This is a genomic window from Caulobacter endophyticus (assembly GCF_029543245.1).
Classification (GTDB): Bacteria; Pseudomonadota; Alphaproteobacteria; order Caulobacterales; family Caulobacteraceae; genus Caulobacter; species Caulobacter endophyticus_A.
In genome coordinates this window covers 15999-37834 of sequence record NZ_JARQWV010000021.1, presented here as the reverse complement: position 1 = coordinate 37834, position 21836 = coordinate 15999, and the positions used below count along the sequence as shown (strand labels likewise).

The window sequence follows — 21836 nt, the reverse complement described above, 5'->3', positions numbered from 1 at the left end:
CGTACAGCACGCGCGTCTGTTGCTAAGCCGCTGCTCAAGGTTGATCTGAGGCGCGCGCCATGGCCACGGAAGTCCCGTTCCCGACCCGGCCCTTTTACATCGGTTCCAAGTTGCCCGGCGGCGAGCGCCTGGCGCTGTCCAAGGGCGAGGGCGACAAGCTCGTCCTGCGACCGCTGGAAGGCGACCTCGACCAGCTGTGGACAGCCGAGGCCTACATCCATGGCGGATCGGTGCTGCGCCACCTGGCCAGCGGCCTGGTCCTGACCTACCGCACCCGCCACTATTCGACGCCCAAGGGCGGCGGCTACGACACGCCCGAGGGGGCCGTGCGCCTGGCGCCCTTCTCGCCCAGCGAGGTGCGGCAGGTCTGGCGCGCCGAGGCGGTCAACGGCTGGGTCGCGCTGAACACCCGGCTCGACTGGGAATACAAGCTGAACATCTACCGCTCCGACCCGCGTGGCGACATCGGCGTCTATCGCTGGGACGGCGGCGCCGACAACGAGTGCTGGGCGCTTCCGGTCGAGGAAGGCCAGGTGATCGTCACCGACCTGCAGTATGCCCACCGCCTGTTCATGGAGGTGAGGCCCGCGCCGTCGCAGTGGGGCGAGGTCATGGTTGTCGACAACCGCTTGGGCTCGGAACTGCTCACCGACGTGCGCTGGACGCCGCGCACCTACGACATCGAGCGCACGTTCATGATCGAAGAGGGCGTCGATCGCGGTCCGCTGGCGATGTTCGGCCCGGTGGGCGGGTTCGATCGCGTGGTGGACGTCCTTGACGGTGAACAGACCCTGGAGCGGTCGATCAAGCCGCTGCCCGAGGCTCACATCCTCAGCCCCCACCTTGAACGGATGGACGACCCGGCCCAGGCGCTGGTCGAGGTTCCGGCCGGACGGCTCTACGGCTACCAGCCGCTGGTGGACTACGCCCGTATCGTCGCGCCGTTCACCGCCACCCTGCGCCTGCGGTCAGCGATCTCGGGGCGGTTGTCGGGTGCGCTCGCGATCGAGGGAAGGTTCTTCGGCGTCAATCCGGTGCGTAGCGAGGTCCGGGTCCACGATCTCACCACGGTCGGGGCAGACGGCGGCGGCGACCTTGTGGGCGTCATGCAGCCGGCCTAGGCGGGCGTCTTTCCGCGCCCCTCACGCCAGGACCGGCATCTTCTCCAGCAGCTTGTCCAGGGTCACCGGGTACTCGCGCACCCGCACGCCGGTGGCGTTGTAGACGGCGTTGGCCACCGCCGCGCCGACGCCGCAGATGCCCAGTTCGCCCACGCCCTTGGCCTTCATCGGCGAGGACATCGGGTCGGTCTCGTCCAGGAAGATCACCTCCTGGTGCGGGATGTCGGCGTGCACCGGCACCTCGTAGCCGGCCAGGTCGTGATTGACGAAGAAGCCGATGCGCTTGTCGACGACCAGCTCTTCCATCAGAGCCGCGCCGGCGCCCATGACCATGGCGCCGATCACCTGGCTGCGGGCCGCCTTCGGATTGAGGATCCGGCCCGCCGCGCAGACGGCCAGCATCCGGCGGATGCGGATCTCGGCGGTGTCGGCGTCTACGCCGACCTCGACGAAGTGGGCGCCGAAGGTCGACTGCTGGTGGGTCTTGGTGAGGTCGCCGTACTCCATGAAGTCTTCGGCGGTGACCGGGCCCGAGGCGGCGGCCTGCTCCAGCGGCAGGCTCTGATTGCCGACCTTCACCCGGCCGTCGGCGAACTGCGCCTTGGCGGGATCCAGGCCCAGCTTGCCGGCCACGGCCTCGCGCAGCTTGACGCAGGCCGCGTAGACCCCGGCGGTGGAGCTGTTGGCGCCCCACTGGCCGCCCGAGCCGGCCGACACGGGGAACGACGAGTCGCCCAGGCGCACGTTCACGCGGGTCAGAGGCACGCCCATCATCTCGGCCGCGGTCTGGGCGATGATGGTGTAGCTGCCGGTGCCGATGTCGGTCATGTCGGTCTCGACGGTGACGACGCCGCCGGTCTCCAGCCGCACGCGGGCGGCCGACTTCATCACGAGGTTGTTGCGGAAGGCCGCCGCCACGCCCATGCCGACCAGCCAGCGGCCGTCGCGGGCCTGGCCGGGCTTGGCCCGACGGCTCCAGCCGAACTTGTCGGCGCCGGTGCGCAGGCACTCGTTCAGCCGCCGCTGCGAGAACGGCCGGCTGGGCTTTTCCGGGTCGACCTGGGTGTCGTTGAGCACGCGGAACTCGACGGGATCGATGCCCAGCTTCTCGGCCAGTTCGTCGACCGCCACCTCCAGGGCCATCAGGCCGGGGGCCTCGCCGGGCGCGCGCATGGCGTTGCCCTCCGGCAGGTCCAGCAACGCCAGCCGCGTCTTGGTCATGCGGTTCTCGCCGGCATAGAGCAGGCGGGTCTGCTGCACGGCCGTCTCCGGTCCGCCGCCGGGCAGGTCGCCCGACCAGCTCTCGTGGCCGATGGCGGTGATCTTGCCGGCGCGGTCGGTCCCGATGCGGATGCGCTGGATGGTCGCCGGGCGGTGGGTGGTGTTGTTGAACATCAACGGCCGGGTCAGGGCCACCTTCACCGGCCGTCCCGCCGCCTTGGCGCCGAGGGCCGCCATGATGGCGTCGGCCCGCACGAACAGCTTGCCGCCGAAGCCGCCGCCGATGAACGGCGACATCAGCCGCACGTTCTCTCGCGGGATCCCCAGGGTCTTGGCGACGTCGCCGGCCCCCCAAGCGATCATCTGGTTCGAGGTCCACAGGCTCAGCTTGTCGCCCTTCCAGGCGGCGATGCTGGCGTGCGGCTCCATCATCGCGTGGCCGTGGTCGGGGGTGGTGTAGGTCTCGTCCAGCTTCACCGGCGCGGCGGCGAAGGCGGCCTCGAAGTCGCCGACCGCGCTGTCGGGCCCGCCGTCCTTGGGCTTGGTCGCCCCGTCCTTGGCGGCGACAAGGTCGAAGGTCCCCTTGGCGCGCTCGTAGTCCACCTTGACCAGGCCGGCGGCGGCGCGGGCCTTCTCGAAGGTCTCGGCCACGACGATGGCGATGGCCTGGTGGTAGTGCTGGATCTCGGGACCGCCCAGCAGCATGGCGGTGTTGAAGTCGCCCTTGGTCAGCTTGCCGGCCTCGGCGGCGGTGACGATCGCCAGCACGCCCGGCGCGGCCTTGGCGCGCGAGAGGTCCATCGACGTGATGCGGCCCTTGGCGATCGCGGCGCCGACGACATAGCCGTAGGCGATGTTGGGGATCGCGTCGTGCCGCTCATAGGCGTAGGGGGCGCGGCCGGTGGTCTTCAGCGGACCGTCGATGCGGTCGACCGGCTTGCCGACCACCTTCAGCTGGTCGATCGGATTGGTGGTGGCGGGGGTGTCGAACTTCATCGCTTAGGCCCTCGCTTCGGCCAGGGCCGCGCCGATGGCGCGCTGCGTCAGGGCCAGCTTGAACGCGTTCTGGGTAGTGGTGCGGGCGCCGGCCAGCAGGCCATCGGAGATCGCCTGTGCGCCGCGGGGCAGGGCGCTTTCCGCCGCCTCCACCCGCCAGGGCTTGTGGGCGACGCCGCCCAGGGCGATGCGGCCGCTCCCGTCCTTCTGGATGACGCTGGCCACCGAGACGAGGGCGAAGGCGTAGGAGGCCCGGTCGCGCACCTTGCGATAGGCGTGAACCCCGCCGATGGGCTTTGGCAAGGTCACCGAGGTGATCAGCTCGCCGCGCGCCAGGGCGGTCTCGACATGGGGCGTCTGCCCCGGCAGGCGGTGGAAGTCGGCGATCGGGATCGAGCGCTCGGTCCCGTCCGGGGTCACGGTCTCGACGGTGGCGTCCAGCACGCGCAGGGCCACGGCCATGTCGCTGGGGTGGGTGGCGATGCAGGCCTCGCTGGCGCCCAGCACGGCCAGGCTGCGGGTGAAGCCGCCGATCGCCGCGCAACCCGCGCCGGGGGTGCGCTTATTGCAGGGCATGTTGGTGTCGTAGAAGTAGGGGCACCGGGTGCGCTGCAGCAGGTTGCCGGCGGTGGTGGCCTTGTTGCGCAGCTGGCCCGAGGCGCCGGCCAGCAAGGCCCGCGACAGCACGCCGTAGTCCTTGCGCACCCGCTTGTCGGCGGCCAGGTCGGTGTTGCGCACCAGGGCCCCGATGCGCAGGCCGCCGTCCTTGGTGGGGGCGATCTCGTCCAGCTTCAGGCCGTTGACATCGATCAGCCGCGCGGGCGTCTCGATCTCCAGCTTCATCAGGTCCAGCAGGTTGGTGCCGCCGGCGATGAAGCGGGCGGTCGGGTCGGCGGCGACGGCTGCGGCGGCTTCGCGCGGGCTTTTGGCGCGCTCGTAGGAAAACGCCCTCATGCCTTTCCTCCCGCCACTTCGGCCACGGCCGAGACGATGTTGGAATAGGCCCCGCAGCGACAGATGTTGCCGCTCATCCGCTCGCGCAGCTCGTCCTCACTGAACTGGACCCTGGCGTTGAGGTCGCCGGTGACGTGGCTGGGCACGCCGGCCTTGATCTCGTCGAGCACCGCCTTGGCCGAGCAGATCTGGCCCGGCGTGCAGTAGCCGCACTGGTAGCCGTCGTGCTTGACGAAGGCGGCTTGCAGAGGGTGCAGCTTTTCCGGCGTTCCCAGGCCCTCGATGGTGGTGACCTCGTCGCCCTCGTGCATCACCGCCAGCGACAGGCAGGAATTGATCCGCCGGCCGTCGACGATGACCGTGCAGGCGCCGCACTGGCCGTGGTCGCAGCCCTTCTTGCTGCCGGTCAGCTTCAGATGCTCGCGCAGGGCGTCCAGCAGGGTGGTGCGGGTGTCCAGCTCCAGGGTCTGGCGCTGGCCGTTGACCGTGAAGGACACCTTCATCAGCGAAGGCGCCGGTTCGGCCGGCGCGGCGGCGGCCACGCCAGGGGCCGTCGTGACGCCCACGGCGGCGCCGGTGGCCATCACTTCGCGCCTGGAAAGCTGAAGGTCGTCGAGTATCGCCATCCCATCCTCCGGTCCTCCACGCGCCAAGGGTCCGCGGGTAAAGCGGCCGGACGCGCAGGCGGTTTCGTCGCGGGTGTCGGCCCAGCGAAAGAGGCGAAGCGTAACAGGGGCGGACGGGGCGTATTAGGCGCCTGGCGGTGCACGGGGTGTTGAGCCCTGCTCAACAATCCAGATCGGGTTTCACGCGTTGGGGCGGCCGCCGCGGAGCGATCCGGCTGGTCGCAGCGTTGTCTCGGCGAACAAGCGGAGACCCCATGGACCTCGACACCAAGCCCGACATTCACCCGGACCAACAGCCCAAGCCGGTCAGGCGCAAGCACGTCAAGGCGCTGGCCGTGATCGCCATCATCATCGCCGTGCTGGCCGTGGCGATGTTCGTCGGCTTCAACGCCTTCTACGCTGTGGAAGCGAGCTAGGGGCCTTAAGCCTCGCCCTTGCTTCCGCCCGAGCGCTGGAACAGTTGCAACGTGCGCAGCATGGCCAGGCGAGCGCTGTCGGCGTGATGGCCGCTGGGGGCGACGAAGGCGTGGCCGGCGTCGTACTGGAAGATCGGCAGGTCGGGGTGGGCCGCCTCGATCGCCGCCACGTCGGCCGGCGGGATCATCTCGTCGGTCTTGCCGAAGTGCAGGATGGTCGGAACCTTGGGCGTCTCGTCGCGATAGCGCACGATGTCGCCGCCATAGAAGCACGAGACCGCCGCCACGCCGTGGGCGCGGGTCGAGGTCAGCCAGGCGGTGGCGCCGCCGAAGCAGAAGCCCAGGACAAAGACCGGACCCTCAAGCGCGTCGATGGCGGCCTGGACGCGCGGCACGCTGGCCGCGCCCCAGCCGGCCTGCTCGCCCAGCGCCATGCGCTGGTCGAGGATCGAAGGGTCGGTGTTGAGCTCCGGCCAGGGGGCGTCGGCGCTGTCCAGCAGGCTGGGAGCGATCACCTCATAGCCGTGCTCGGCCAGGCTTTCGCTGAACTCGCGGATGTGCGGGGTTATCCCCCATATGGCGTGCAGCACGACGAGGCCGCCGCGCCGCGCCTCGCCGGGCGGCACGTGGAAGGCCGACAGCGGACCGCCGTCGCGGTCGCACAGGGCGATGCGGGTTCCGGTGGTCATGCGCCAGCCCCGTTCGCCTCGAACAGCTCGACGGTGCGCTGGCGGGCCAGCTCGGCGTCGGCCGGATCGCTGTCGGGACGGCCGTCGTTGTTGAAGCCGTGGCCGCTGGCCTCGTAGACATAGACCGGAAGGTCCGGGTGAGCCGTCCAGAGGGCCGCCTTGGCGGGCTCGGCTGGGATGTGGGCGTCCTTGGCGCCCAGGTGGACGATCACCGGGCAGTTCAGCGGCAGGGCGGCGTTGGCGGCGACCTGGCTGCCGTAATAGCTGGAGCCGGCGGCCAGGCCTTCCAGCTTCGAGGCCGCCAGCCAGACCAGCGAGCCGCCCATGCAGTAGCCGACGGCGAACACCGGACCCTTGTCCTTCAGGGCGTCGATGCAGGCCTGGATGTCCGACAGCATGGCCGGCATGCCGACCTTGCCGACGGCGGCGACGCCGTTCTGGAAGCCCTCGGGATCGTGCTCGGCGACATAGCCGCGCTCGACCCGGTCGAACAGCGACGGCGCGATCGCCTCGTAGCCGCGCGCGGCCCAGCGGGCCAGGTCGGCCTGGATGTACTGGTCGAGGCCGAAGATCTCCTGGATCACCACCACGCCGCCCTTGCGCGGGCCCTCGGGCTGGACATGGCCGGCGGTGAATTCGAAGCCGTCGATGGCGGAGGTCAGGGTGATGGTGTCGGCCATGGGGGCTCCGGCGTCTTGTTTGGCGCGCATCCAGAACCGCGCCGCCTTTCCGGTCAAGGCGTCAGTCCGCTTGCTCCATGATGCGGACATGCCGGCGAAGGCCGGGCGGTCCGGCTCAGCGCGCCTTTCGCGACAGGCGGGGGAACAGGTGAGGGGCGCGCTGGTGGATGGCGGCGGCCAGGGCCTCGTCCGACGTCGCCAGGCCATGGATCGGAATCAGCACGGCGGTCGGACGATCGGAGGGCGATACGCTCCTCTCCCGCAGGCGCAGCAGCGCGCCGTTGTCGCCGATGGCGTCGGTGTCGGCGGCGACGATCGCGTCCCAGGACATGAACCGGAACTTCTTCCGGGGGTGATCGCGCCAGTGGATGCCTTCGTCGGCGATGATCAGGCGGGCGGCCTTGTCGGTCAGGGTCAGCGCCAGGGCGAAGGCCAGGCCGCAGACGGTCAGCAGGGTCCACGGCCAGTTCTCGTGGGTGGGCGTGGTGATCGCGCGATAGGCGGGTATGGCGCAGAGCAGGATCATGAGGCCCGCTTCCCACAGGGCGCGTCGAGGCCGGTCGATGCCGATCTCGAGCGCCGGCGTCTGCGCGTGACGCGACGAAACGGCGGTCTTGCTCATGGCGTGATCCTTACGCGCGCGCCGTCGCGCACCAGTTTCCAGACCTCCTCGATCTCCGGATCGGTGACGGCGATGCAGCCGTCGGTCCAGTCGCGGCCCTTGTACAGCGCCCAGAGGGCGCCGCGGCCGTTGGGTAGGCCGTGGATCATGATGTCGCCGCCGGGGTCGCCCCCCTGGGCGCGGGCCGCGGCGGCCTGGGCCGGCGTCGGGTAGCTGATGCGCAGGGAGAGGTGGAAGCGGCTGTTCGGATTGCGGCCGGTGATGCGGTAGTCGCCCTCGGGCGTGCGCCGGTCGCCCTGGCGGGTCTTGGGCGCCAGGCCGCCACCGCCCAGCGAGACGTCATAGGTCCGCACCAGCCGATCGCCGGCGTAGAGGCTCATGCGATGGGCGGCCTTCTCGATCACGATGCGGTCGACCGAGCCTTCGACGGCGGGCGGCTGGGCCGCCGCGCCGCAGCCGGCCAGCAGCAGGACGGCGGGCGCGGCCAGGCGCGAGATCGGGCCCGCCACGGTCAGAACTCCGGCTTAAGGGTTGGGGACGGAGGCGTTATCACTTCCAGCAGGGCCGCGTGTCGGTCGCCGCCCACCGGGATCAGCCGGAACTCGCCGCCGAAGATCTTCAGCCGGGCGCTGCCGTCGGCCTCGCGCGGCAGGCTGCGATTACGGATCGGGGCGATCGCGCCCGGACCTTCGACGCTGACCATCACGTCGGCGTCGTCCTTGTCCCATTCGGTGAACTTGAAGGTCAGCCGCATGACCGGCAGGTCGGCCGGCTTGCGATCGACCGTTAGGCCGGCCGCGCCGCTGGTGCTCTTGGTGTAGGACAGGGAGGTCGGGAAAAGCGGTGCGAAGGTCCGCACCCATTGATGGCCGCTCATGCCGCCGCGCGGAAAGCAGATCGTCGTCCAGGCCACGGTCTCGCCGCGCGGTTCGGACTTCGGCGCGCACCAGATGATGCTCGAGCCATAGGGGTCGGTCATCGGGACCCCGAACACCGGCGTACCGGCGGGCATCACGGCGCCGCCGGCGAGCAGGCCCATTTTGCGCACGTCCTGGCCGAGCACGCCGGTCAGGCTGTGGGCGACGGGCAGGCTGGCGATGACGTCGCGGCGGGCGATTGGGCCGGGGGCGTGGATCTCGACCGGACCGACGGCCTTCAGAACGGCCATGGCCTCGAACGGCGGCGGGGCGTCCGGCGCGCTCGCCGTCTCTTCCCCGGGCTGGGCCGCAGCGGACGGCCCGCCGACGGCAAGGGCGACGGCCAGACAGGCGGCCGCGCCGTACACGATCTTCTTCACGCCGAACCAAGCTCCCCCGAACCGTTGCGGGGAGAACTTGGCCCAGACGTGAATTATTTCAAGCCTGCGATCAGACGTTGAAGCGGAAGTGCATCACGTCGCCGTCCTTGACGACATATTCCTTGCCTTCCGAACGCATCTTCCCGGCTTCCTTGGCGCCGGCTTCGCCGTTGAGCTTGACGTAGTCCTCGTAGGCGATGGTCTCGGCGCGGATGAAGCCCTTCTCGAAGTCGGTGTGGATCACGCCGGCCGCCTGCGGGCCGGTGGCGCCCACGGGGATCGTCCAGGCGCGGGCTTCCTTGGGGCCGACCGTGAAGTAGGTCTGCAGGCCCAGCAGCTTGTAGGCTTCGCGGATCAGGCGGTTCAGGCCCGGCTCTTCCAGGCCCAGGGTCTCGAGGAACTCGGTGCGCTCGGCTTCGTCCAGCAGGGCGATCTCGCTCTCGATCTGGGCCGAGATGACCACGCTGTTGGCGTTGTCGGTCTTGGCGCGCTCGGCCACCAGGTCGGAGAACTTGTTGCCCTTGTCGGCGCTGGCTTCGTCGACGTTGCAGACATAGAGGGCCGGCAGCGAGGTCAGCAGCTGCAGCATGGCCCAGGCCTTGGCGTCTTCCTTGTCGACCTTGGCGGCCCGGGCCGGACGGCCGGCGCGCAGTTGCTCGAGAGCCAGGTTGATCAGGCGCAGGGTGGCGATCATTTCCTTGTCGCCGCCGCTCTTGGCGCGCTTCTCGACGTTGGGCAGGCGCTTTTCCAGGCTTTCCAGGTCGGCCAGCATCAGTTCCATCTCGATGATCTCGAGATCGGCGATCGGGTCGATGCGGCCTTCCACGTGGGTGATGTCGCCGTCCTCGAAGCAGCGGGCCACGAAGGCTACGGCGTCGCAGTCGCGGATGTTGGCCAGGAACTGGTTGCCCAGGCCTTCGCCCTTCGACGCGCCGCGCACCAGGCCGGCGACGTCGACGAAGTTGATGCGGGCCGGGATGATTTCCTTGGAGCCGGCGATGGCGGCCAGGGCGTTCAGGCGCGCTTCGGGCACGGCCACGTCGCCGGTGTTCGGCTCGATGGTGCAGAACGGATAGTTGGCGGCCTGGGCCGACGCCGTCTGGGTCAGGGCGTTGAACAGGGTGGACTTGCCGACGTTGGGCAGGCCGACGATGGCGACTTTCAGGGCCATGGAACTCTCGTGAATTTCGTTGGGCGGGCGCTTAGCACGGATTGTGCTGGAAGTCCGCCCTCACCACATCGGATCGATCTCGGCGCCCTTCAGCGCCTCGGCGATGCGCTGGCGGGTGGCGTCGGTGACGTCGTCGGGCAGGGCGTCGGGGTGGAACCAGCCGATCTCGTGGATCTCGCCCTGCTCGGCGGCCGCGCACGGCTCCCAGGCGTGGACGCGGTAGAACAGCACGTGGTCGCCGGGATGGCGCGGCTCGTTGCTGTGCACCGACAGCAGGGTGGGGCGGCCGATGACGCGCACGCCGGCCTCCTCCTGCATCTCGCGCACGAGCGAGGTCTCGGCGATCTCGCCGCGCTCGACCCCGCCGCCGGGCAGGTACCAGCCGGGGACATAGGTGTGCTGGATCATCAGCACGCGGCCTTCCTCGTCGGTGACGAGGCCGCGCACGCCCAGGGTCAGGCCGCGGGTCATGCGGAACCAGGCATAGACGAAGGGACGGGTGTAGGGTTCGACTTTACGGCGCCAGAGCATGAGGCCCAGGCTAAGCTGTTTCGGCGGCGAGGGGCAGGCCTTGCTCCACCGAACATTGGCCGCTAAAGCCGGGGGCGAGGAAACAACAACCAAGCCGGAGCGGCGCCAACATGCTCGCGATCCTGATCATCGCCATCTTCCTGGGCGTCATCGTCGGCCTGAACGCCTTCGAGTTCGGCCGCATCGATTGATCCAGTCCGCGCGGCGGTTTCCCGCCGCGCTCGCTCTCTAGTCCCCCACCCGCGCCATCAGCCGCCGGCCGCCGGCGCGCATCAGGAAGCGGGTCTCGGCGTTGGCCGGGATGCGGGGGTCGTCCCACAGCGCCAGCTGCAGCCAGGCCTCGACGCGCAGGCGCCGGGTGAGGCCTCGCGCCGTCTCGAAGGCGTCGCCCAGCTCGCGCACGGCCCGCGCCTCGACCGCCTCGGCCACCGCTTCGCCGTCGGCCAGCATCGGGTCGGCGCCGGCCAGCACCCAGGCGCGGATGTCCTCGCGGGCCTCCGGCGAGGGGGTCATCTCCTCGGCGAAGAACAGCGGCCAGTGGGTCAGGGGGCGGCGGCCCTCGGAAAGGTCGCCCGCGGCCAGTTCCAGGGCGCGGCTGAGCAACTGGTCGCGGGCCACCGGCGAGTGGGCCAGGTCCTCGGCGTGCAGCGACAGGCGGGTGGCGGCCTCGCGCGGCGAGGCGCCGGACCAGGCCTGCTCCACGTGATCGGCGGCGGTCAGCAGGGCGGCCGCGGCGGCGGCGCCCAGGCCGTGGCCGGGGCTGGGGCAGGGCCCCGGGGCGTCGTCAGCCGTCATTGCGCACCGCCAGCACCTTGATCGATCGGACCCGGCCGCCGGCTTCCGCCCACGAGAAGCGCTGGCCGGGCTTGAGTCCCAGCAGCGCGGCCCCGATCGGCGCTGTGACCGACACCCGGTGCTCGTCGATGCTGGCCTCGTGCGGCAGGGCCAGGCGAATGGTGCGCATCCGGTCGCGGTCGAGATCGTGATAGTCGACCTCCGAGCCCAGCCGCACGCGGTTGGCGGCCAGGACACCCTCGACCACGGCGGCGCGTTCCAGCTCGACGGCCAGCAGGGCCTGGCCCCGCGCGGCGCTGGGATGGGCCACCAGGGCGGCGAGGGCGTCGTAGTCCTCGGCGCAGACGGTGATCGGCGGACGCGGATCGCGCTTGGAGAGAGGCGGGGAGGCAGGCATCGAAGCGCTCCTGGCGTTTGGCCATGCGGCATGGCGCGGCGCCGCGGCCCTGGGCCACGCGCCGTAGTAATGGGGGTATGGGCGCAAGTTTTCTGGACCTCGACCGGTTATGTGTCGAAGTCTTGCGCAACGCTGTTGTCGATGTGGTTTTCGTCCCGAGCCCGGCGCACGCGCGTCGATAGGGGCTCGGGACTAGGCTCCTGCGATGAGGTGGCCCGCCCTGTGCTGTTCGCGATTGAAGAATTCGATGCGATACATGGTGGCGGCATCATAGGTAAGGCAGCGCTGCTGTCAAATCAGGCAATCAGTCCGGAGCGCCGTTCGCGCGACATGGGTCGCCGAAGCGGCCGGCGGCGGCTAAACGAGGCGCTGGTCCTTCGCGTCCGGAGAGTCGCTTCCATGTTCCGTCATCTGTCGGGCGCTCTTGTCGCCGCCGCCCTGCTGGCTGGCCCGGCCCTGGCCCAGGACCCCAACACGCCGCCGCCGACCGAGGCCCACTACGACACCGCCCGGGCGATGATCGCCGACCGTCAGAAGATCGTGACGCCGAACGGGATCCAGGTGCTGGAGCAGGTGAACCTCAACGGCCTGCCGCAGTGGGTGTCGATCCGCGGGACCGACAAGGCCAATCCGGTGATCATCTATGTTCACGGCGGCCCGGGCGCGACCGAGATGGGCCGCTCCTGGCCCTACCAGCAGGGCTGGGAGGACTATTTCACCGTCGTTCAGTGGGACCAGCCGGGCGCCGGCAAGACCCTGCGATCGAGCGGCGAGGCGGCCAACCGCGCCCACCTGTCGCGCGCCCAGATGACCAAGGACCTGCTGGCCCTGATCGACGACGTCCGGGCCCGTGTCGGCGCGAGGAAGGTGATCCTGCTCGGTCACTCCTGGGGCAATGTCATTGCGCTGGACGCGGCCATGGCCCGGCCGGAGGTAGTGGCGGCCTATGTCGGCGTCGGCCCGCTGTTTTCGCTGCGCGCCAACGAGACGGCGCAGTACGAGGCGCTGCTGAAGATCGCCGCCGAGCGCAAGGACGAGACGGCCCTGGCCGAACTGAAGGCGCTGGCGCCCTATCCCGGCGACGGCGAGATCCCGTTCGCCAAGGTCAATGTCGTGCGCAAGTGGGTGATGGCCTACGGGGGCCTGGCCGCCTATCGCGACAACGCCGACTTCTATTTCCGCGCCGCCCGGCTGTCGCCGCTCTACGACTATGCCGACCGCCTGGCCATCGACCAGGGCGGCCAGCTGTCGGTGCCGGCCCTGCTGCCCGACATGGCCGCGGTGGATCACACCAGGATCGCGGCGACGAAGTTCCCGGTCTTCATGTTCCTGGGCCGCCACGACATCACCACGCCCTCGTCGGTGATCGAGCCGTGGCTGGGCCGCCTGAAGGCCCCGAAGAAGCAGCTCGTCTGGTTCGAGCACTCGGCCCACCTGCCCCCGCACGAGGAGCCCGGCAAGTTCCTGGTCGAACTGGTCGACAAGGTGCGGCCGCTGGCGGTGGAGAAGCCGGCGAAGTAGGGCGATCGGCTCAGACGCCGACCGCCTTTCTCAGAAGTTCGTTGGCCCGGCTTTGCCAGCCGGGGCCGTCCTCGCGAAGCTTGTCGATGACGTCTTGGTCAAGGCGCAGGGTCACCTGCTTCTTGGGCGTTTCGAGCTTCGGGCGGCCGCGCCGAGTCAGCGTCCCTGTCGCGGGGCGCAGGACGCGGTCGCCGTCCTTCAGTTCAGCCCGATCGAGAGCCTCGTCGGACCATTCGGGCGCGTCATCCGGATCGATCCAGATGGGGCGCGTATCGTCGTTGTTCCCTGTCATTGCACTCTCTCATCGAGATGATGCGTCGTGCCTGACCGCGTGGTGTCCAAACCACCATGACCATGCGGCCGTCGATGCGGCCGATCGTCTGGTAGCGGGTCTCTCCATACTCAATTCGATCGTCCTCTAGGGTCAGTTGCCTGCCTTCGAAGACGAGGCTCGCATCGGAAAAATCCAGCCCACGGTGGGTCAGGGTCTGCGAGCGCTTCGTCTCATCCCATTCCAGGTCCATTTCGGTGATCCAAGTGGCGACATCTCCAGCCGCGAGGGCTGGGCGGGGTGTGCAGGTTCATTACCGGTTCCTGTTAGTTACCTTGGAGCGAGGCCGCTCCGTTTTTATGTAACTACGCAAATTTGGTTTCGTCAATAAGATGTAGTTACAAAAAAGCGAGCATGGACGCTTGTGACGTTATCCTTAGCTATGTACGTGGCTTGCAGATCGCCTCCGTAGGACCAGCATGCCGATGCCTTCCGAAACAACATCGCGCGGCGGCGCGCTCGTCACCGGCGCGGGCCGGCGGATCGGGCGGGTGCTGGCGCTTGAGGCGGCGCGAGCGGGGTATGACGTGGCGGTGCACTACCGCACCGCGCGGGACGAGGCCGAGGCCGTCGTGGCCGAGATCGCGGTGCTGGGCCGGCGGGCGGTCGCCGTGCCGGGCGAGCTTGCCGATCCGGATATCGGCGCGGCCCTGGTCGGGGCGGCCGCCGAGGCGATCGGGCCCCTGACCCTGCTGGTCAACTCGGCCTCGACCTTCGAGGACGACCGGGTTGGAAACCTGACCGCCGACAGCTGGAACCGGCACATGGACGCCAACCTGCGCGCGCCGGTGCTGCTGGCCCAGGCCTTCGCCGCTGCTCTACCGGCCGATGCGAAGGGGCTGGTGGTCAATCTGGTCGACCAGCGGGTGCTGAAGCCCAACCCGCAGTTCTTCAGCTACAGCGTCTCCAAGGCCGGCCTGTGGTGGGTGACGCGTACCCTGGCCCAGGACCTGGCGCCGGCCATTCGCGTCAATGCGATCGGCCCCGGGCCGGTGCTGGCCTCGATCCACCAGGCGCCCGGCGAGTTCGAGGCCGAGGCCGCGGCCACGCCCCTGGGCGGTCCCGTCGATCCGGCCGAACTGGCGGCCGCGATGCGCTATCTCATTGACGCGCCGTCGGTCACGGGCCAGATGATCGCGGTCGACGGCGGCCAGCATCTGGCCTGGCGCACGCCCGACGTCCTCGGTTCCTGAAGGCCCCCGCCCTTGTCCGCCTCCCCCCTCTCCGAAACGCCTTTCCCGGCGCCCGTTCTCGCCAAGGTCATCGTCACGAAGGTCTTCGTGCGCGGCCTTAAGGTCGAAGCCGAGATCGGCGTCTACGACCACGAGCACGGCCGCGTGCAGCCGCTGGTCATCGACGTCGAGCTCGACGTGGCCGCCAGCCACTGCGAGCAGCTGGGCGACACGGTGAACTACGAGACCATCCGCACCGCCGCCCAGGACATCGCCGCCGCCGGCCATATCGACCTGGTCGAGACCTTCGCCGAGCGCCTGGCCCAGGCCTGTTTCGACGACCATCGCGTCACCCGCGCCCGGGTGCGGGTCGAAAAGCCCCTGGCCCTGGCGCCGCACGCCGCCGCCGCCGGCGTCGAGATCACCGCCGTCCGCGGGTGAGCGCGCTTTCCCACAGCGCCCGCCTGGCTCCGTTCCAGCCCGAAACGGCCTGGACCCTGGAGGGCGGGACGCTGGTGGAGCGCCGCGGTGCGCGCGAGCGCCGCTTCGACCTTTCCCATCTTCGCCGCTTTCGCCTGGCCATGCCGCGCGGCGGCGGCCGCCAGCGCGCCTTGATGCTGAGCTTCGGCCGCCAGCGCGTGGCCGTCGCCTCGCAGAGCTGGCGGGGCCCCGGTCTCTATGACGACAGGTTGGAGAGCTTCTCGCTGCTGGCCCGCGCCATCGCCGCCGTCGGCGCCGACCTTTCGCCCCACGCCCGTTTCGAGACCGCCGGCTTCAAGCTGCGCGACGCCACGACCCTGGTCATCGGGCTGCTGGCGGTGGGGATGGGCGCGCTGCTGCTGCTGGCGATCTCGTCGTCGATGCGCGGCATGGCCATCGACCTGGCCGCGCGCATGGGCTTTCTGCTGCTGCTGATCTTCGCAGGCCTGCCCTGGCTGCCCAGGGGCGAGACGCTGGATCCGCACGACCTGCCGGCGCGGTGGTTGCCCTAGGACCTTGCCCGATCACGGCGGCGGCTCTACCTCCGAGGCCATGATCAGCTATCGACCTTCCTTCCCCGACGACGGCGACCGCATCGTCGACATCTGGCGCCGAGCCGTGGACGCCACGCACGACTTCCTGTCGCCCGAGGACCGGGTCGCCATCGAGGCCGAGGTCGCGGCCTTCCTGCCGGCCGCGCCCCTGTGGGTGGCTGTCGACGACCAGGACGTCGTGGTGGCCTTCATGCTGCTGGAAGGCGGCCACATGCAGGCGCTGTTCGTCGATCCCGACCATCGCGGGACGGGCGTCGGCCGCAACCTGGTGTCGCTGGCCCTGGCGCAGCACCCGGCGCTGACTGTCGACGTCAACGCGCAGAACCCGCAGGCGCTGGGCTTCTACGAGCGGCTGGGCTTCGTCCCTACCGGGCGGTCGGAAACCGACGGCCAGGGGCGCAGCTATCCCCTGATCCACCTGCGGAAGGGCTGACCCGCTCCAGCTCCAGCGGGCCGTCGTCCACTCGCCAGCGCAGCGGCAGGAGCGAGGCCTCGCGATAGAGGCCGTAGTGGTAGCCGTCGTCGCTGGGCCCGCCCGCCTGGCGGTGAACCTCGCAGACCAGGCCGTCGGCGCGCGCCTCGCGCAGCACCGGCGGATCGGTGGCGTCACCGACCATGAAGGCCATGGCCAGCGCGCCGACCGTGCCGAGAAGATAGCCCACCGCCATGGGGATGAAGGCGGCGAACACCAGCACGGCCAGCGCCGTGGGGCGCCGGCGAAGCGCGGGGCGGTCGGCCAGGAGCGGCGCGGCGAAGGCCAGGACGGCGTAGGCGAGATAGGCCGCGCCGATGGCTGTCAGATTGGCGGTTCCATCCCGGAAGCCGATCCCGAGCCACGAGGCCAGAATGATTACGGCGAGCAGCGTCGCGGCGGCCGTCAGCAGCATCCGGGTCGGACGTCGCCCCAGGCGGCGGGCCGCCAGCAGGGCCAGCCAGGCCGCGGGCGGGCCCAGCAGAAGGACCTTCAAGGTCGCGCCGAAGACCGTCATCGGGCGGCGCCGCCCCTGGCCGACTTGGCGAACAGCGCGGCCGAGGCCAGCCACAGGCCGATGAACAGCGCCGTCGGTCCGAGGATCAGCCCCTGGCCCATGGCCAGGACCGCGAGGCAGACCAGGCCCTGGGCCACAGCGGCCGCGGCCATCGCCCGGGCCATGCCGCCCGGCCTGAAGCTCCCCAGCGTCGCACCCAGCAAGGCGACGGCGAGCACGCCGGCGAACAGCTGGTTGATCGGATTGTCCTCGGAGCCGACGAGGCCCACCGCCAGGTTGACCCAGATCAGCAGAAGGCCGGTCAGCACGGCCACGCCGGCGCCGAGGCGATAGGCGATGTCGCCCGATAGCCGCACGGCCAGTTCGATCAGGGCGGCGGCTCCGAACAGCAGCGCGCCCATCGCCAGGAAGTCCCCGGCCGTCCAGTTCACCTCGGCGGTGAAGCGCATGGCGATCGCCGGCAGGGCCAGCAGGCCCGCCGCCCCGCCCCAGACCAGCAGGGTCCAGCGGCTTCCGCGCCGCGCCTTCAGGTTCGTCGTTCCCGTCATCGCCATGTCTCCTTGTCGAGCGCGAGGCCGGCAATCTGGAGGGCGGCGCGGTGAGCGGCATGAGGAGAAGGTGAGGTTGCGGTGAAAAGCGCCGGGCGCTTCCCTTTCGGAAGCTTCATTTGCATCGCCGCCCGTTTTTGGCGAGCATCCGGCAAACGACGCTCATCGACCAAGGAAGCCCGTGACCGACGTCCAGCCCGATCCCGCCGTCCCGCCCGCCCTGCAGGACGACAAGACCCTGCCGATCATCGCCTATGCCTGCTACATCGCCGGCTGGGTGACGGGCATCTCGCCGGTCATCGGCGTGATCCTGGCCTATGTCTCCAAGGCCTCGGCCCCGGAATGGCTGCAGAGCCACTACGTCTTCCAGATCCGCACCTTCTGGCTGTCGCTGCTGTTCGGCCTGATCGGCGTGCTGACCCTGATCATCGGCGTCGGCGCCCTGATCCTGATCGCCGTGGGCATCTGGGTGACGGTGCGCGCCATCGTCGGCCTGTCGTGGCTGCTGAAGGGCCAGGCCTATCCGACGCCCCGCAACTGGATGCTCTGAAGACCGATGACCGATCTCGCCCGACCCGTCGCTCCCGATCCGCTGGCCGAGCGCCACTCGGAGGACAAGATCGTCCCGGCGGTGGTCTACGGCCTCTATCTGCTGGGCTTCAGCAACGGCCTGACCTTCTTCATCGGCCTGATCGTGGCCTATGTGCAGCGGGGACAGGCCGGGCCGATCAACGAAAGCCACTACACCTTCGCGATCCGCACCTTCTGGCTGTGGATCGCCTGGTTCCTGGTCGGCGGGGCGCTGGTGCTGTTCGGCATTCCGCTGTCGCTGGTGCTGATCGGCGTGCCGATGATCATCGCGGGCGTGGCGATCGTCTCGGCGATCAGCCTCTGGTTCGTCGTGCGATGCATCGCCGGAATCGCCTTCCTGGTGCGCGGCGAGGCCTATCCCAGGCCGCGCACTTGGCTGATTTAGAGGCAGGAACGGCCTCCGGCGCCCGCAAGGGCGACTTCCAGGTTATCAACGTTCCCCTGACGGGCGAGTGTGCTCGACGCCGGTCGCCCGGTCCTATGACTTTCCGCCCCTGGCGGAAGTGCGTCGTGGAGGGGGCGACATGCTGGCTCGCATCGTAGGGATCATCTTGGGGCTGATCCTGACGACGTCGGGATACGTGATTTCAGGCCTGGGCACGCTGGGGACGTGGGCCGCAGGCTGGGATCTCGGCCCGTTCGAGCCGCATCGGACGACCGCCGGTTGGGCGGCGATGACGTTGGGGGGAATCCTTCTCGTCGCCGCCCTGGTTCCCCGCATGGGGACGTCGCGTCGGGGGATGCGACGCAGGAAAGGGAGCGCTCGCGGGGGCGAGCGTTCCCTGACCAAACCCTTCGACATGGACGGATCCGAGCCGGCCGCGGCGACTCCCGCTATGACGGCCGCCGCCATGACGACCGCTCCCATTCTCCAGTCCGCGCCCACGCCCGCACCGGTCGGCGCCACCGAGTTCGAGATCCTGCGGGCCGAGATGCTGGCCCTCTGCGGCTCGGAGGCCTGGAACCCGGCCGCCCGGGTGCTGGCCAGGCTGGTGCGCGCGGCGGAGAGCGACCGGGAACGGACGATCGCCTATCGCGACCTCGGCGACTTCGCCACGGCCCAGGGGCGCCACGACGACGCCGCCGAAGCCTACGAGGAAGCGGTCTCCTACGCCCGCATGGTCAGGAAGGCCGCGCCGCATGACCCGTCGGCGGACGAGCTGCTGGCCGGCGCCCTGGCCGGGGTCGGCGATACGGCCGAAGCCGAGGGGCGGCTGAACGAGGCGTTGGCCGCCTTCGAGGAGGCGCTGAGCCTGCGCCGCTCGCCCGGTGGCCGCGAAGCTGCCGATCCTGGCGCTCAGCGGGCCCTGTCGGTGGCGCTGGAGCGGCTGGCCGACCTGCGCGAGGACCGCGGCCACCGCATGCGGGCCCTGGACCTCTACCGCGAGAGTTACGACGTCACCGCGCGCCTGGCTGCGGCCGATCCCGCCCGCTTCGGGCTCGATCTGGTGGCCACGCGGGCGCGCCTGGAAGAGATCGAGGCGCGGGTGGCGGGATCATGAGCCGGCGGGCCGACTGGTGTCTTGGGGCGTTCGGCGCGGCGCTCTGGATTGCGCTGAACCTCCATGTCGTCTGGTGGATCACGGGCCGTTTCGCGCGCTTCACCAGCCAGGAATGGTTCTGGATCGCCGGGGTGCTGGGCGGCCTCCACATCGGCCTCGCGATCCTGATCCTGGCAGACCGCGCGAAGGCCCGCCGCCGCGCCCGCTCTGAGCGGTCCGCTTCGGACGTCTGGACCGACGCATAGCCGCTCCGCAAGGGCGGTTTCCGGGGCGGAAACAAAGAAAACCCCGGAGCGTCGCCGCCCCGGGGTCTATCAAATCACGGCTTGTGGCCGGCCTTACGCCGTCACGACCTCTTCGCGGCGCACGAGGGCGGCGTAGGCGTCCATCAGGCCCAGCGACAGCTTGCCGGGCGTGAAGGTGAACTCGCCGATCTCGGCCACCGGCGTGACCTCGGCGGCGGTGCCGACGATGAAGCACTCGGTGAAGCCGGCCAGTTCTTCCTTCTCGATGTGGCGCTCTACCACCTCGATCCCCTGGCCCTTGGCGATCTCGATCACCGTGCGGCGAGTGATGCCGTCCAGGAAGCAGTCGGGCTTGGGCGTGTGCAGCACGCCGTCCTTGACGAAGAACACGTTGGCGCCGGTCGCCTCGGCCACGTAGCCGCGGTAGTCCAGCATCATCGCGTCGGTGTAGCCGTCCTTCTCCGCAGCGTGCTTGGAGATGGTGCAGATCATGTACAGGCCGGCGGCCTTGGCGGCGACGGGGGCCGTCTTCGGGTCGGGACGGTTATACTTGGCCCAGGTCAGGCGGATGCCCTTGGCCTTCAGCGCCGGGTCGAAATAGCTGGGCCAGTCCCACACGGCGATGGCCACGTGGATCTTGGTCTGCTGCGCCGAAACGCCGATCATTTCGCTGCCACGCCAGGCGATCGGGCGCACGTAGCAGTCCGACAGGCCGTTCTTGGCGGCGGTCGCCTTGCAGGCCTCGTCGATCTCGGCCACCGTGTAGGGGATCTCGAAATCGAGGATTTCGGCCGACTTGAACAGGCGCTCGGTATGCTCGGTCAGCTTGAAGATCTCGCCGCCGTACATGCGCTCGCCCTCGAACACCGACGAGGCGTAGTGCAGGCCGTGCGTCAGTACGTGCACCTTCGCCTCGCGCCAGGGAACGAACTGGCCATCCAGCCAGATCCATCCGTCGCGATCATCGAAGGGAACGAGAGACATCGGTCCAAGACCTCCTTATTTGGAACCCGGTCCTTAGACGCCCGAGGAGCCCGAAGGTCAAACGAAATGGACACCCGAGCATGACGCCGCACGCCGATCCCCGCCTGATCCTGCGCGAGGAAGAGCTCGATGGCGGCCTGGAGTTGATTCTCCTGGCCGAGGCGGCGCTGTGGGCGGCCGTCGACGGCGTGCTCGAGACCGAAGGGCCAGGCCTTGGCCGTTCGCACTGGCGCGCGGCCTTCCTGCTGCGTCGGCGTCCGGGCATCGGGGTGCAGGACCTTTCCAAGCTCACCAGCCTGTCGAAGCAGGCGGCCAGCAAGACCCTGTCGGACCTCCAGAAGCTGGGGCTGGCCGAGAAAGCGGCCGGGGATCTCGACGCCCGCCGCAGGCCCGCCGTGCTGACCGAGGCCGGCAAGGCCTTCGAGGCGCGGGTCAGCGAGCGGCTGCGGGCCTTGCTGGGGCGGGCCTATCGCACGGGGGGACTGGATGGCGTGCCGGGGGCGCGGCGGATCCTTGCGGCCCTGGCCGGACCACGCCAAGGGGTGGGCGTCAATCGAAGGGAGGCGCTGTGAGCCCCGAGGAAAGACGCGACCGCCACCTGCTGGTGGTCGACGACGACGACCGCATCCGCGAGCTGCTCAAGCAGTTCCTCAGCCGCGCCGGTTTCCGGGTCAGCGCCGCCGCCGACGCCGCCCACGCCGACCGCCTGATCGGGGTGATGGACTTCGACCTGCTGGTGCTGGACGTGATGATGCCGGGCGAGGACGGTTTTGCCTTCACCAGGCGGGTTCGGGCCAAGGGTGGCGAGGTCGGCCGGATGCCGATCCTGATGCTGACCGCGCGCGACACCACCGGCGACCGCATCGAGGGCCTGACCCACGGCGCCGACGACTACCTGGCCAAGCCGTTCGAGCCGCAGGAACTGCTGCTGCGCATCGAGTCGATCCTGCGCCGCGCCGCGCCCAAGCCGATGGGGCCGCAGGAGATCGTCATGGGCGACTGCGCCTTTCTGCCCGATCGCGGCGAGCTGACCCGGGCCGGCGTCCCTGTGCGCCTGACCGAGGCCGAGGTCGCCCTGCTGCGCCGTCTGGCCCGCGCTCTGCACGAACCCGTCGACCGCCTGGAACTGGCCCGCGACACCGCCGACGCCACGGGACGGGCGGTCGACGTCCAGGTCACCCGCCTGCGCCGCAAGATCGAACCCGATCCCAAGAACCCGCGCTATCTGCAGACCGTGCGGGGCGTAGGCTATCGGCTGGCGCCGGATTGATGGGGATTCAGCGAAATCCTTCTCCCCTTGCGGGAGAAGGTGTCGGCGATAGCCGACGGATGAGGGGTCTCTCAAACCCGTCCGCTCCGCCCGGCCTGTCTGCTGGTCGCGGCGGCGCCGTCTATCGACCCCT

Annotated in this window: 30 protein-coding genes; 13 read left to right on the top strand and 17 right to left on the bottom strand. The window is 69.8% G+C overall.

Translation table 11 applies throughout. The annotated features are described in order from the left end of the window. Positions 1 to 59 precede the first annotated feature (59 nt). Positions 60 to 1121: a hypothetical protein gene (locus tag P7A99_RS18985; protein WP_277795322.1), complete on the top strand. Its 1062-nt coding sequence runs from the start codon at positions 60 to 62 to the stop codon at positions 1119 to 1121. A 21-nt stretch (positions 1122 to 1142) separates the two neighbouring features. On the opposite strand, the gene paoC is transcribed toward P7A99_RS18985, so the two are convergent. Genes paoC through paoA form a run of 3 tightly spaced genes read right to left on the bottom strand, consistent with a single transcriptional unit; the run spans position 1143 to position 4918 of the window. Further along, entirely contained in the window at positions 1143 to 3338 is a 2196-nt protein-coding gene (paoC, locus tag P7A99_RS18980) for an aldehyde oxidoreductase molybdenum-binding subunit PaoC (protein WP_277795321.1), read from the bottom strand. A gap of 3 nt (positions 3339 to 3341) precedes the next feature. After that, positions 3342 to 4292 carry an FAD binding domain-containing protein gene (locus P7A99_RS18975; protein ID WP_277795320.1) on the bottom strand — a complete coding sequence of 317 codons (951 nt, stop codon included), beginning with the start codon at positions 4290 to 4292 and terminating at the stop codon, positions 3342 to 3344. Continuing rightward, positions 4289 to 4918, bottom strand: coding sequence for an aldehyde dehydrogenase iron-sulfur subunit PaoA (gene paoA, locus P7A99_RS18970; protein ID WP_277795319.1), 630 nt, complete (start codon positions 4916 to 4918; stop codon positions 4289 to 4291). The genes P7A99_RS18975 and paoA overlap by 4 nt, the downstream gene beginning before the upstream one ends. A gap of 254 nt (positions 4919 to 5172) precedes the next feature. Between paoA and P7A99_RS18965 the strand changes: the two genes are divergently transcribed. Continuing rightward, positions 5173 to 5334 (top strand): hypothetical protein, encoded by a 162-nt coding sequence (locus tag P7A99_RS18965; RefSeq protein ID WP_277795318.1) that lies wholly within the window; start codon positions 5173 to 5175, stop codon positions 5332 to 5334. Positions 5335 to 5339: 5 nt separating this feature from the next. Here the strand turns inward: P7A99_RS18965 and P7A99_RS18960 are convergent, their stop codons facing one another. From P7A99_RS18960 to P7A99_RS18920, 9 genes are all read right to left on the bottom strand, one after another. After that, positions 5340 to 6023: a dienelactone hydrolase family protein gene (locus P7A99_RS18960; RefSeq protein ID WP_277795317.1), complete on the bottom strand. Its 684-nt coding sequence runs from the start codon at positions 6021 to 6023 to the stop codon at positions 5340 to 5342. Further along, positions 6020 to 6703, bottom strand: a complete 684-nt coding sequence (locus P7A99_RS18955; protein ID WP_277795316.1) for a dienelactone hydrolase family protein — start codon at positions 6701 to 6703, stop codon at positions 6020 to 6022. The genes P7A99_RS18960 and P7A99_RS18955 overlap by 4 nt, the downstream gene beginning before the upstream one ends. A gap of 115 nt (positions 6704 to 6818) precedes the next feature. Next, complete coding sequence (locus P7A99_RS18950; protein ID WP_277795315.1) at positions 6819 to 7325, bottom strand: hypothetical protein; 507 nt, start codon at positions 7323 to 7325, stop codon at positions 6819 to 6821. Then, positions 7322 to 7834, bottom strand: a complete 513-nt coding sequence (locus P7A99_RS18945; RefSeq protein WP_277795314.1) for a L,D-transpeptidase family protein — start codon at positions 7832 to 7834, stop codon at positions 7322 to 7324. Before P7A99_RS18945 ends, P7A99_RS18950 begins: the two co-directional genes overlap by 4 nt. A gap of 2 nt (positions 7835 to 7836) precedes the next feature. Then, complete coding sequence (locus tag P7A99_RS18940; protein ID WP_277795313.1) at positions 7837 to 8622, bottom strand: hypothetical protein; 786 nt, start codon at positions 8620 to 8622, stop codon at positions 7837 to 7839. Between the two features lie 70 nt (positions 8623 to 8692). Continuing rightward, positions 8693 to 9793, bottom strand: coding sequence for a redox-regulated ATPase YchF (gene ychF / locus P7A99_RS18935; protein ID WP_277795312.1), 1101 nt, complete (start codon positions 9791 to 9793; stop codon positions 8693 to 8695). A gap of 60 nt (positions 9794 to 9853) precedes the next feature. Continuing rightward, positions 9854 to 10324 (bottom strand): NUDIX domain-containing protein, encoded by a 471-nt coding sequence (locus P7A99_RS18930; protein ID WP_277795311.1) that lies wholly within the window; start codon positions 10322 to 10324, stop codon positions 9854 to 9856. Between the two features lie 228 nt (positions 10325 to 10552). Then, positions 10553 to 11119 (bottom strand): hypothetical protein, encoded by a 567-nt coding sequence (locus tag P7A99_RS18925; protein WP_277795310.1) that lies wholly within the window; start codon positions 11117 to 11119, stop codon positions 10553 to 10555. After that, a complete protein-coding gene (locus P7A99_RS18920) occupies positions 11109 to 11516 on the bottom strand; it encodes a GreA/GreB family elongation factor (protein WP_277795309.1) in 408 nt (135 codons plus the stop codon). The genes P7A99_RS18925 and P7A99_RS18920 overlap by 11 nt, the downstream gene beginning before the upstream one ends. 399 nt (positions 11517 to 11915) lie before the next feature. Here P7A99_RS18920 and P7A99_RS18915 point away from each other — a divergent pair, with 399 nt between their 5' ends. Next, positions 11916 to 13037, top strand: a complete 1122-nt coding sequence (locus P7A99_RS18915; RefSeq protein ID WP_277795308.1) for an alpha/beta fold hydrolase — start codon at positions 11916 to 11918, stop codon at positions 13035 to 13037. Positions 13038 to 13047: 10 nt separating this feature from the next. Here P7A99_RS18915 and P7A99_RS18910 read toward each other — a convergent pair whose 3' ends face one another. Then, a complete protein-coding gene (locus P7A99_RS18910) occupies positions 13048 to 13329 on the bottom strand; it encodes a BrnA antitoxin family protein (RefSeq protein WP_277795307.1) in 282 nt (93 codons plus the stop codon). Further along, on the bottom strand, positions 13280 to 13561 hold the full coding sequence (locus P7A99_RS18905; RefSeq protein WP_277795306.1) for a BrnT family toxin: 282 nt from the start codon (positions 13559 to 13561) through the stop codon (positions 13280 to 13282). The genes P7A99_RS18910 and P7A99_RS18905 overlap by 50 nt, the downstream gene beginning before the upstream one ends. A 226-nt stretch (positions 13562 to 13787) precedes the next feature. Between P7A99_RS18905 and P7A99_RS18900 the strand changes: the two genes are divergently transcribed. From P7A99_RS18900 to P7A99_RS18885, 4 genes are read left to right on the top strand one after another with little or no spacing between them, the layout of a single operon-like run. Then, entirely contained in the window at positions 13788 to 14561 is a 774-nt protein-coding gene (locus P7A99_RS18900; RefSeq protein ID WP_431307690.1) for an SDR family oxidoreductase, read from the top strand. Positions 14562 to 14573: 12 nt separating this feature from the next. Beyond that, entirely contained in the window at positions 14574 to 14981 is a 408-nt protein-coding gene (gene folB, locus P7A99_RS18895) for a dihydroneopterin aldolase (RefSeq protein WP_277795304.1), read from the top strand. Further along, positions 14978 to 15532, top strand: a complete 555-nt coding sequence (locus P7A99_RS18890; RefSeq protein ID WP_277795303.1) for a hypothetical protein — start codon at positions 14978 to 14980, stop codon at positions 15530 to 15532. The genes folB and P7A99_RS18890 overlap by 4 nt, the downstream gene beginning before the upstream one ends. Positions 15533 to 15572: 40 nt before the next feature. Continuing rightward, on the top strand, positions 15573 to 16007 hold the full coding sequence (locus tag P7A99_RS18885; RefSeq protein ID WP_277795302.1) for an acetyltransferase: 435 nt from the start codon (positions 15573 to 15575) through the stop codon (positions 16005 to 16007). Here the strand turns inward: P7A99_RS18885 and P7A99_RS18880 are convergent. Both P7A99_RS18880 and P7A99_RS18875 read right to left on the bottom strand, forming a co-directional pair. Next, the gene (locus tag P7A99_RS18880; RefSeq protein WP_277795301.1) at positions 15940 to 16563 is read right to left on the bottom strand and encodes a hypothetical protein; all 624 of its coding nucleotides are present in this window, start codon (positions 16561 to 16563) and stop codon (positions 15940 to 15942) included. The genes P7A99_RS18885 and P7A99_RS18880 overlap by 68 nt on opposite strands. Then, the gene (locus P7A99_RS18875; protein WP_277795300.1) at positions 16560 to 17111 is read right to left on the bottom strand and encodes a hypothetical protein; all 552 of its coding nucleotides are present in this window, start codon (positions 17109 to 17111) and stop codon (positions 16560 to 16562) included. Before P7A99_RS18875 ends, P7A99_RS18880 begins: the two co-directional genes overlap by 4 nt. 181 nt (positions 17112 to 17292) lie before the next feature. On the opposite strand from P7A99_RS18875, the gene P7A99_RS18870 reads away from it, so the two are divergent. The 4 genes from P7A99_RS18870 to P7A99_RS18855 all read left to right on the top strand — a co-directional run bounded on the left by P7A99_RS18870 (position 17293) and on the right by P7A99_RS18855 (position 19449). Further along, positions 17293 to 17661: a DUF4870 family protein gene (locus tag P7A99_RS18870; protein WP_277795299.1), complete on the top strand. Its 369-nt coding sequence runs from the start codon at positions 17293 to 17295 to the stop codon at positions 17659 to 17661. A 6-nt stretch (positions 17662 to 17667) separates the two neighbouring features. Beyond that, complete coding sequence (locus tag P7A99_RS18865) at positions 17668 to 18087, top strand: DUF4870 family protein (RefSeq protein ID WP_277795298.1); 420 nt, start codon at positions 17668 to 17670, stop codon at positions 18085 to 18087. A gap of 139 nt (positions 18088 to 18226) precedes the next feature. After that, positions 18227 to 19204: a tetratricopeptide repeat protein gene (locus P7A99_RS18860; RefSeq protein ID WP_431307689.1), complete on the top strand. Its 978-nt coding sequence runs from the start codon at positions 18227 to 18229 to the stop codon at positions 19202 to 19204. Then, positions 19201 to 19449: a hypothetical protein gene (locus P7A99_RS18855; RefSeq protein ID WP_277795296.1), complete on the top strand. Its 249-nt coding sequence runs from the start codon at positions 19201 to 19203 to the stop codon at positions 19447 to 19449. Before P7A99_RS18860 ends, P7A99_RS18855 begins: the two co-directional genes overlap by 4 nt. A 93-nt stretch (positions 19450 to 19542) precedes the next feature. Here P7A99_RS18855 and P7A99_RS18850 read toward each other — a convergent pair whose 3' ends face one another. Beyond that, on the bottom strand, positions 19543 to 20433 hold the full coding sequence (locus tag P7A99_RS18850) for a branched-chain amino acid aminotransferase (RefSeq protein ID WP_277795295.1): 891 nt from the start codon (positions 20431 to 20433) through the stop codon (positions 19543 to 19545). 80 nt (positions 20434 to 20513) lie between these two features. Between P7A99_RS18850 and P7A99_RS18845 the strand changes: the two genes are divergently transcribed. Together P7A99_RS18845 and P7A99_RS18840 are read left to right on the top strand one after the other, a co-directional pair. Next, on the top strand, positions 20514 to 21005 hold the full coding sequence (locus tag P7A99_RS18845) for a MarR family winged helix-turn-helix transcriptional regulator (RefSeq protein ID WP_058349175.1): 492 nt from the start codon (positions 20514 to 20516) through the stop codon (positions 21003 to 21005). Beyond that, positions 21002 to 21703 (top strand): response regulator, encoded by a 702-nt coding sequence (locus P7A99_RS18840; protein ID WP_277795294.1) that lies wholly within the window; start codon positions 21002 to 21004, stop codon positions 21701 to 21703. Before P7A99_RS18845 ends, P7A99_RS18840 begins: the two co-directional genes overlap by 4 nt. Positions 21704 to 21836 lie beyond the last annotated feature (133 nt).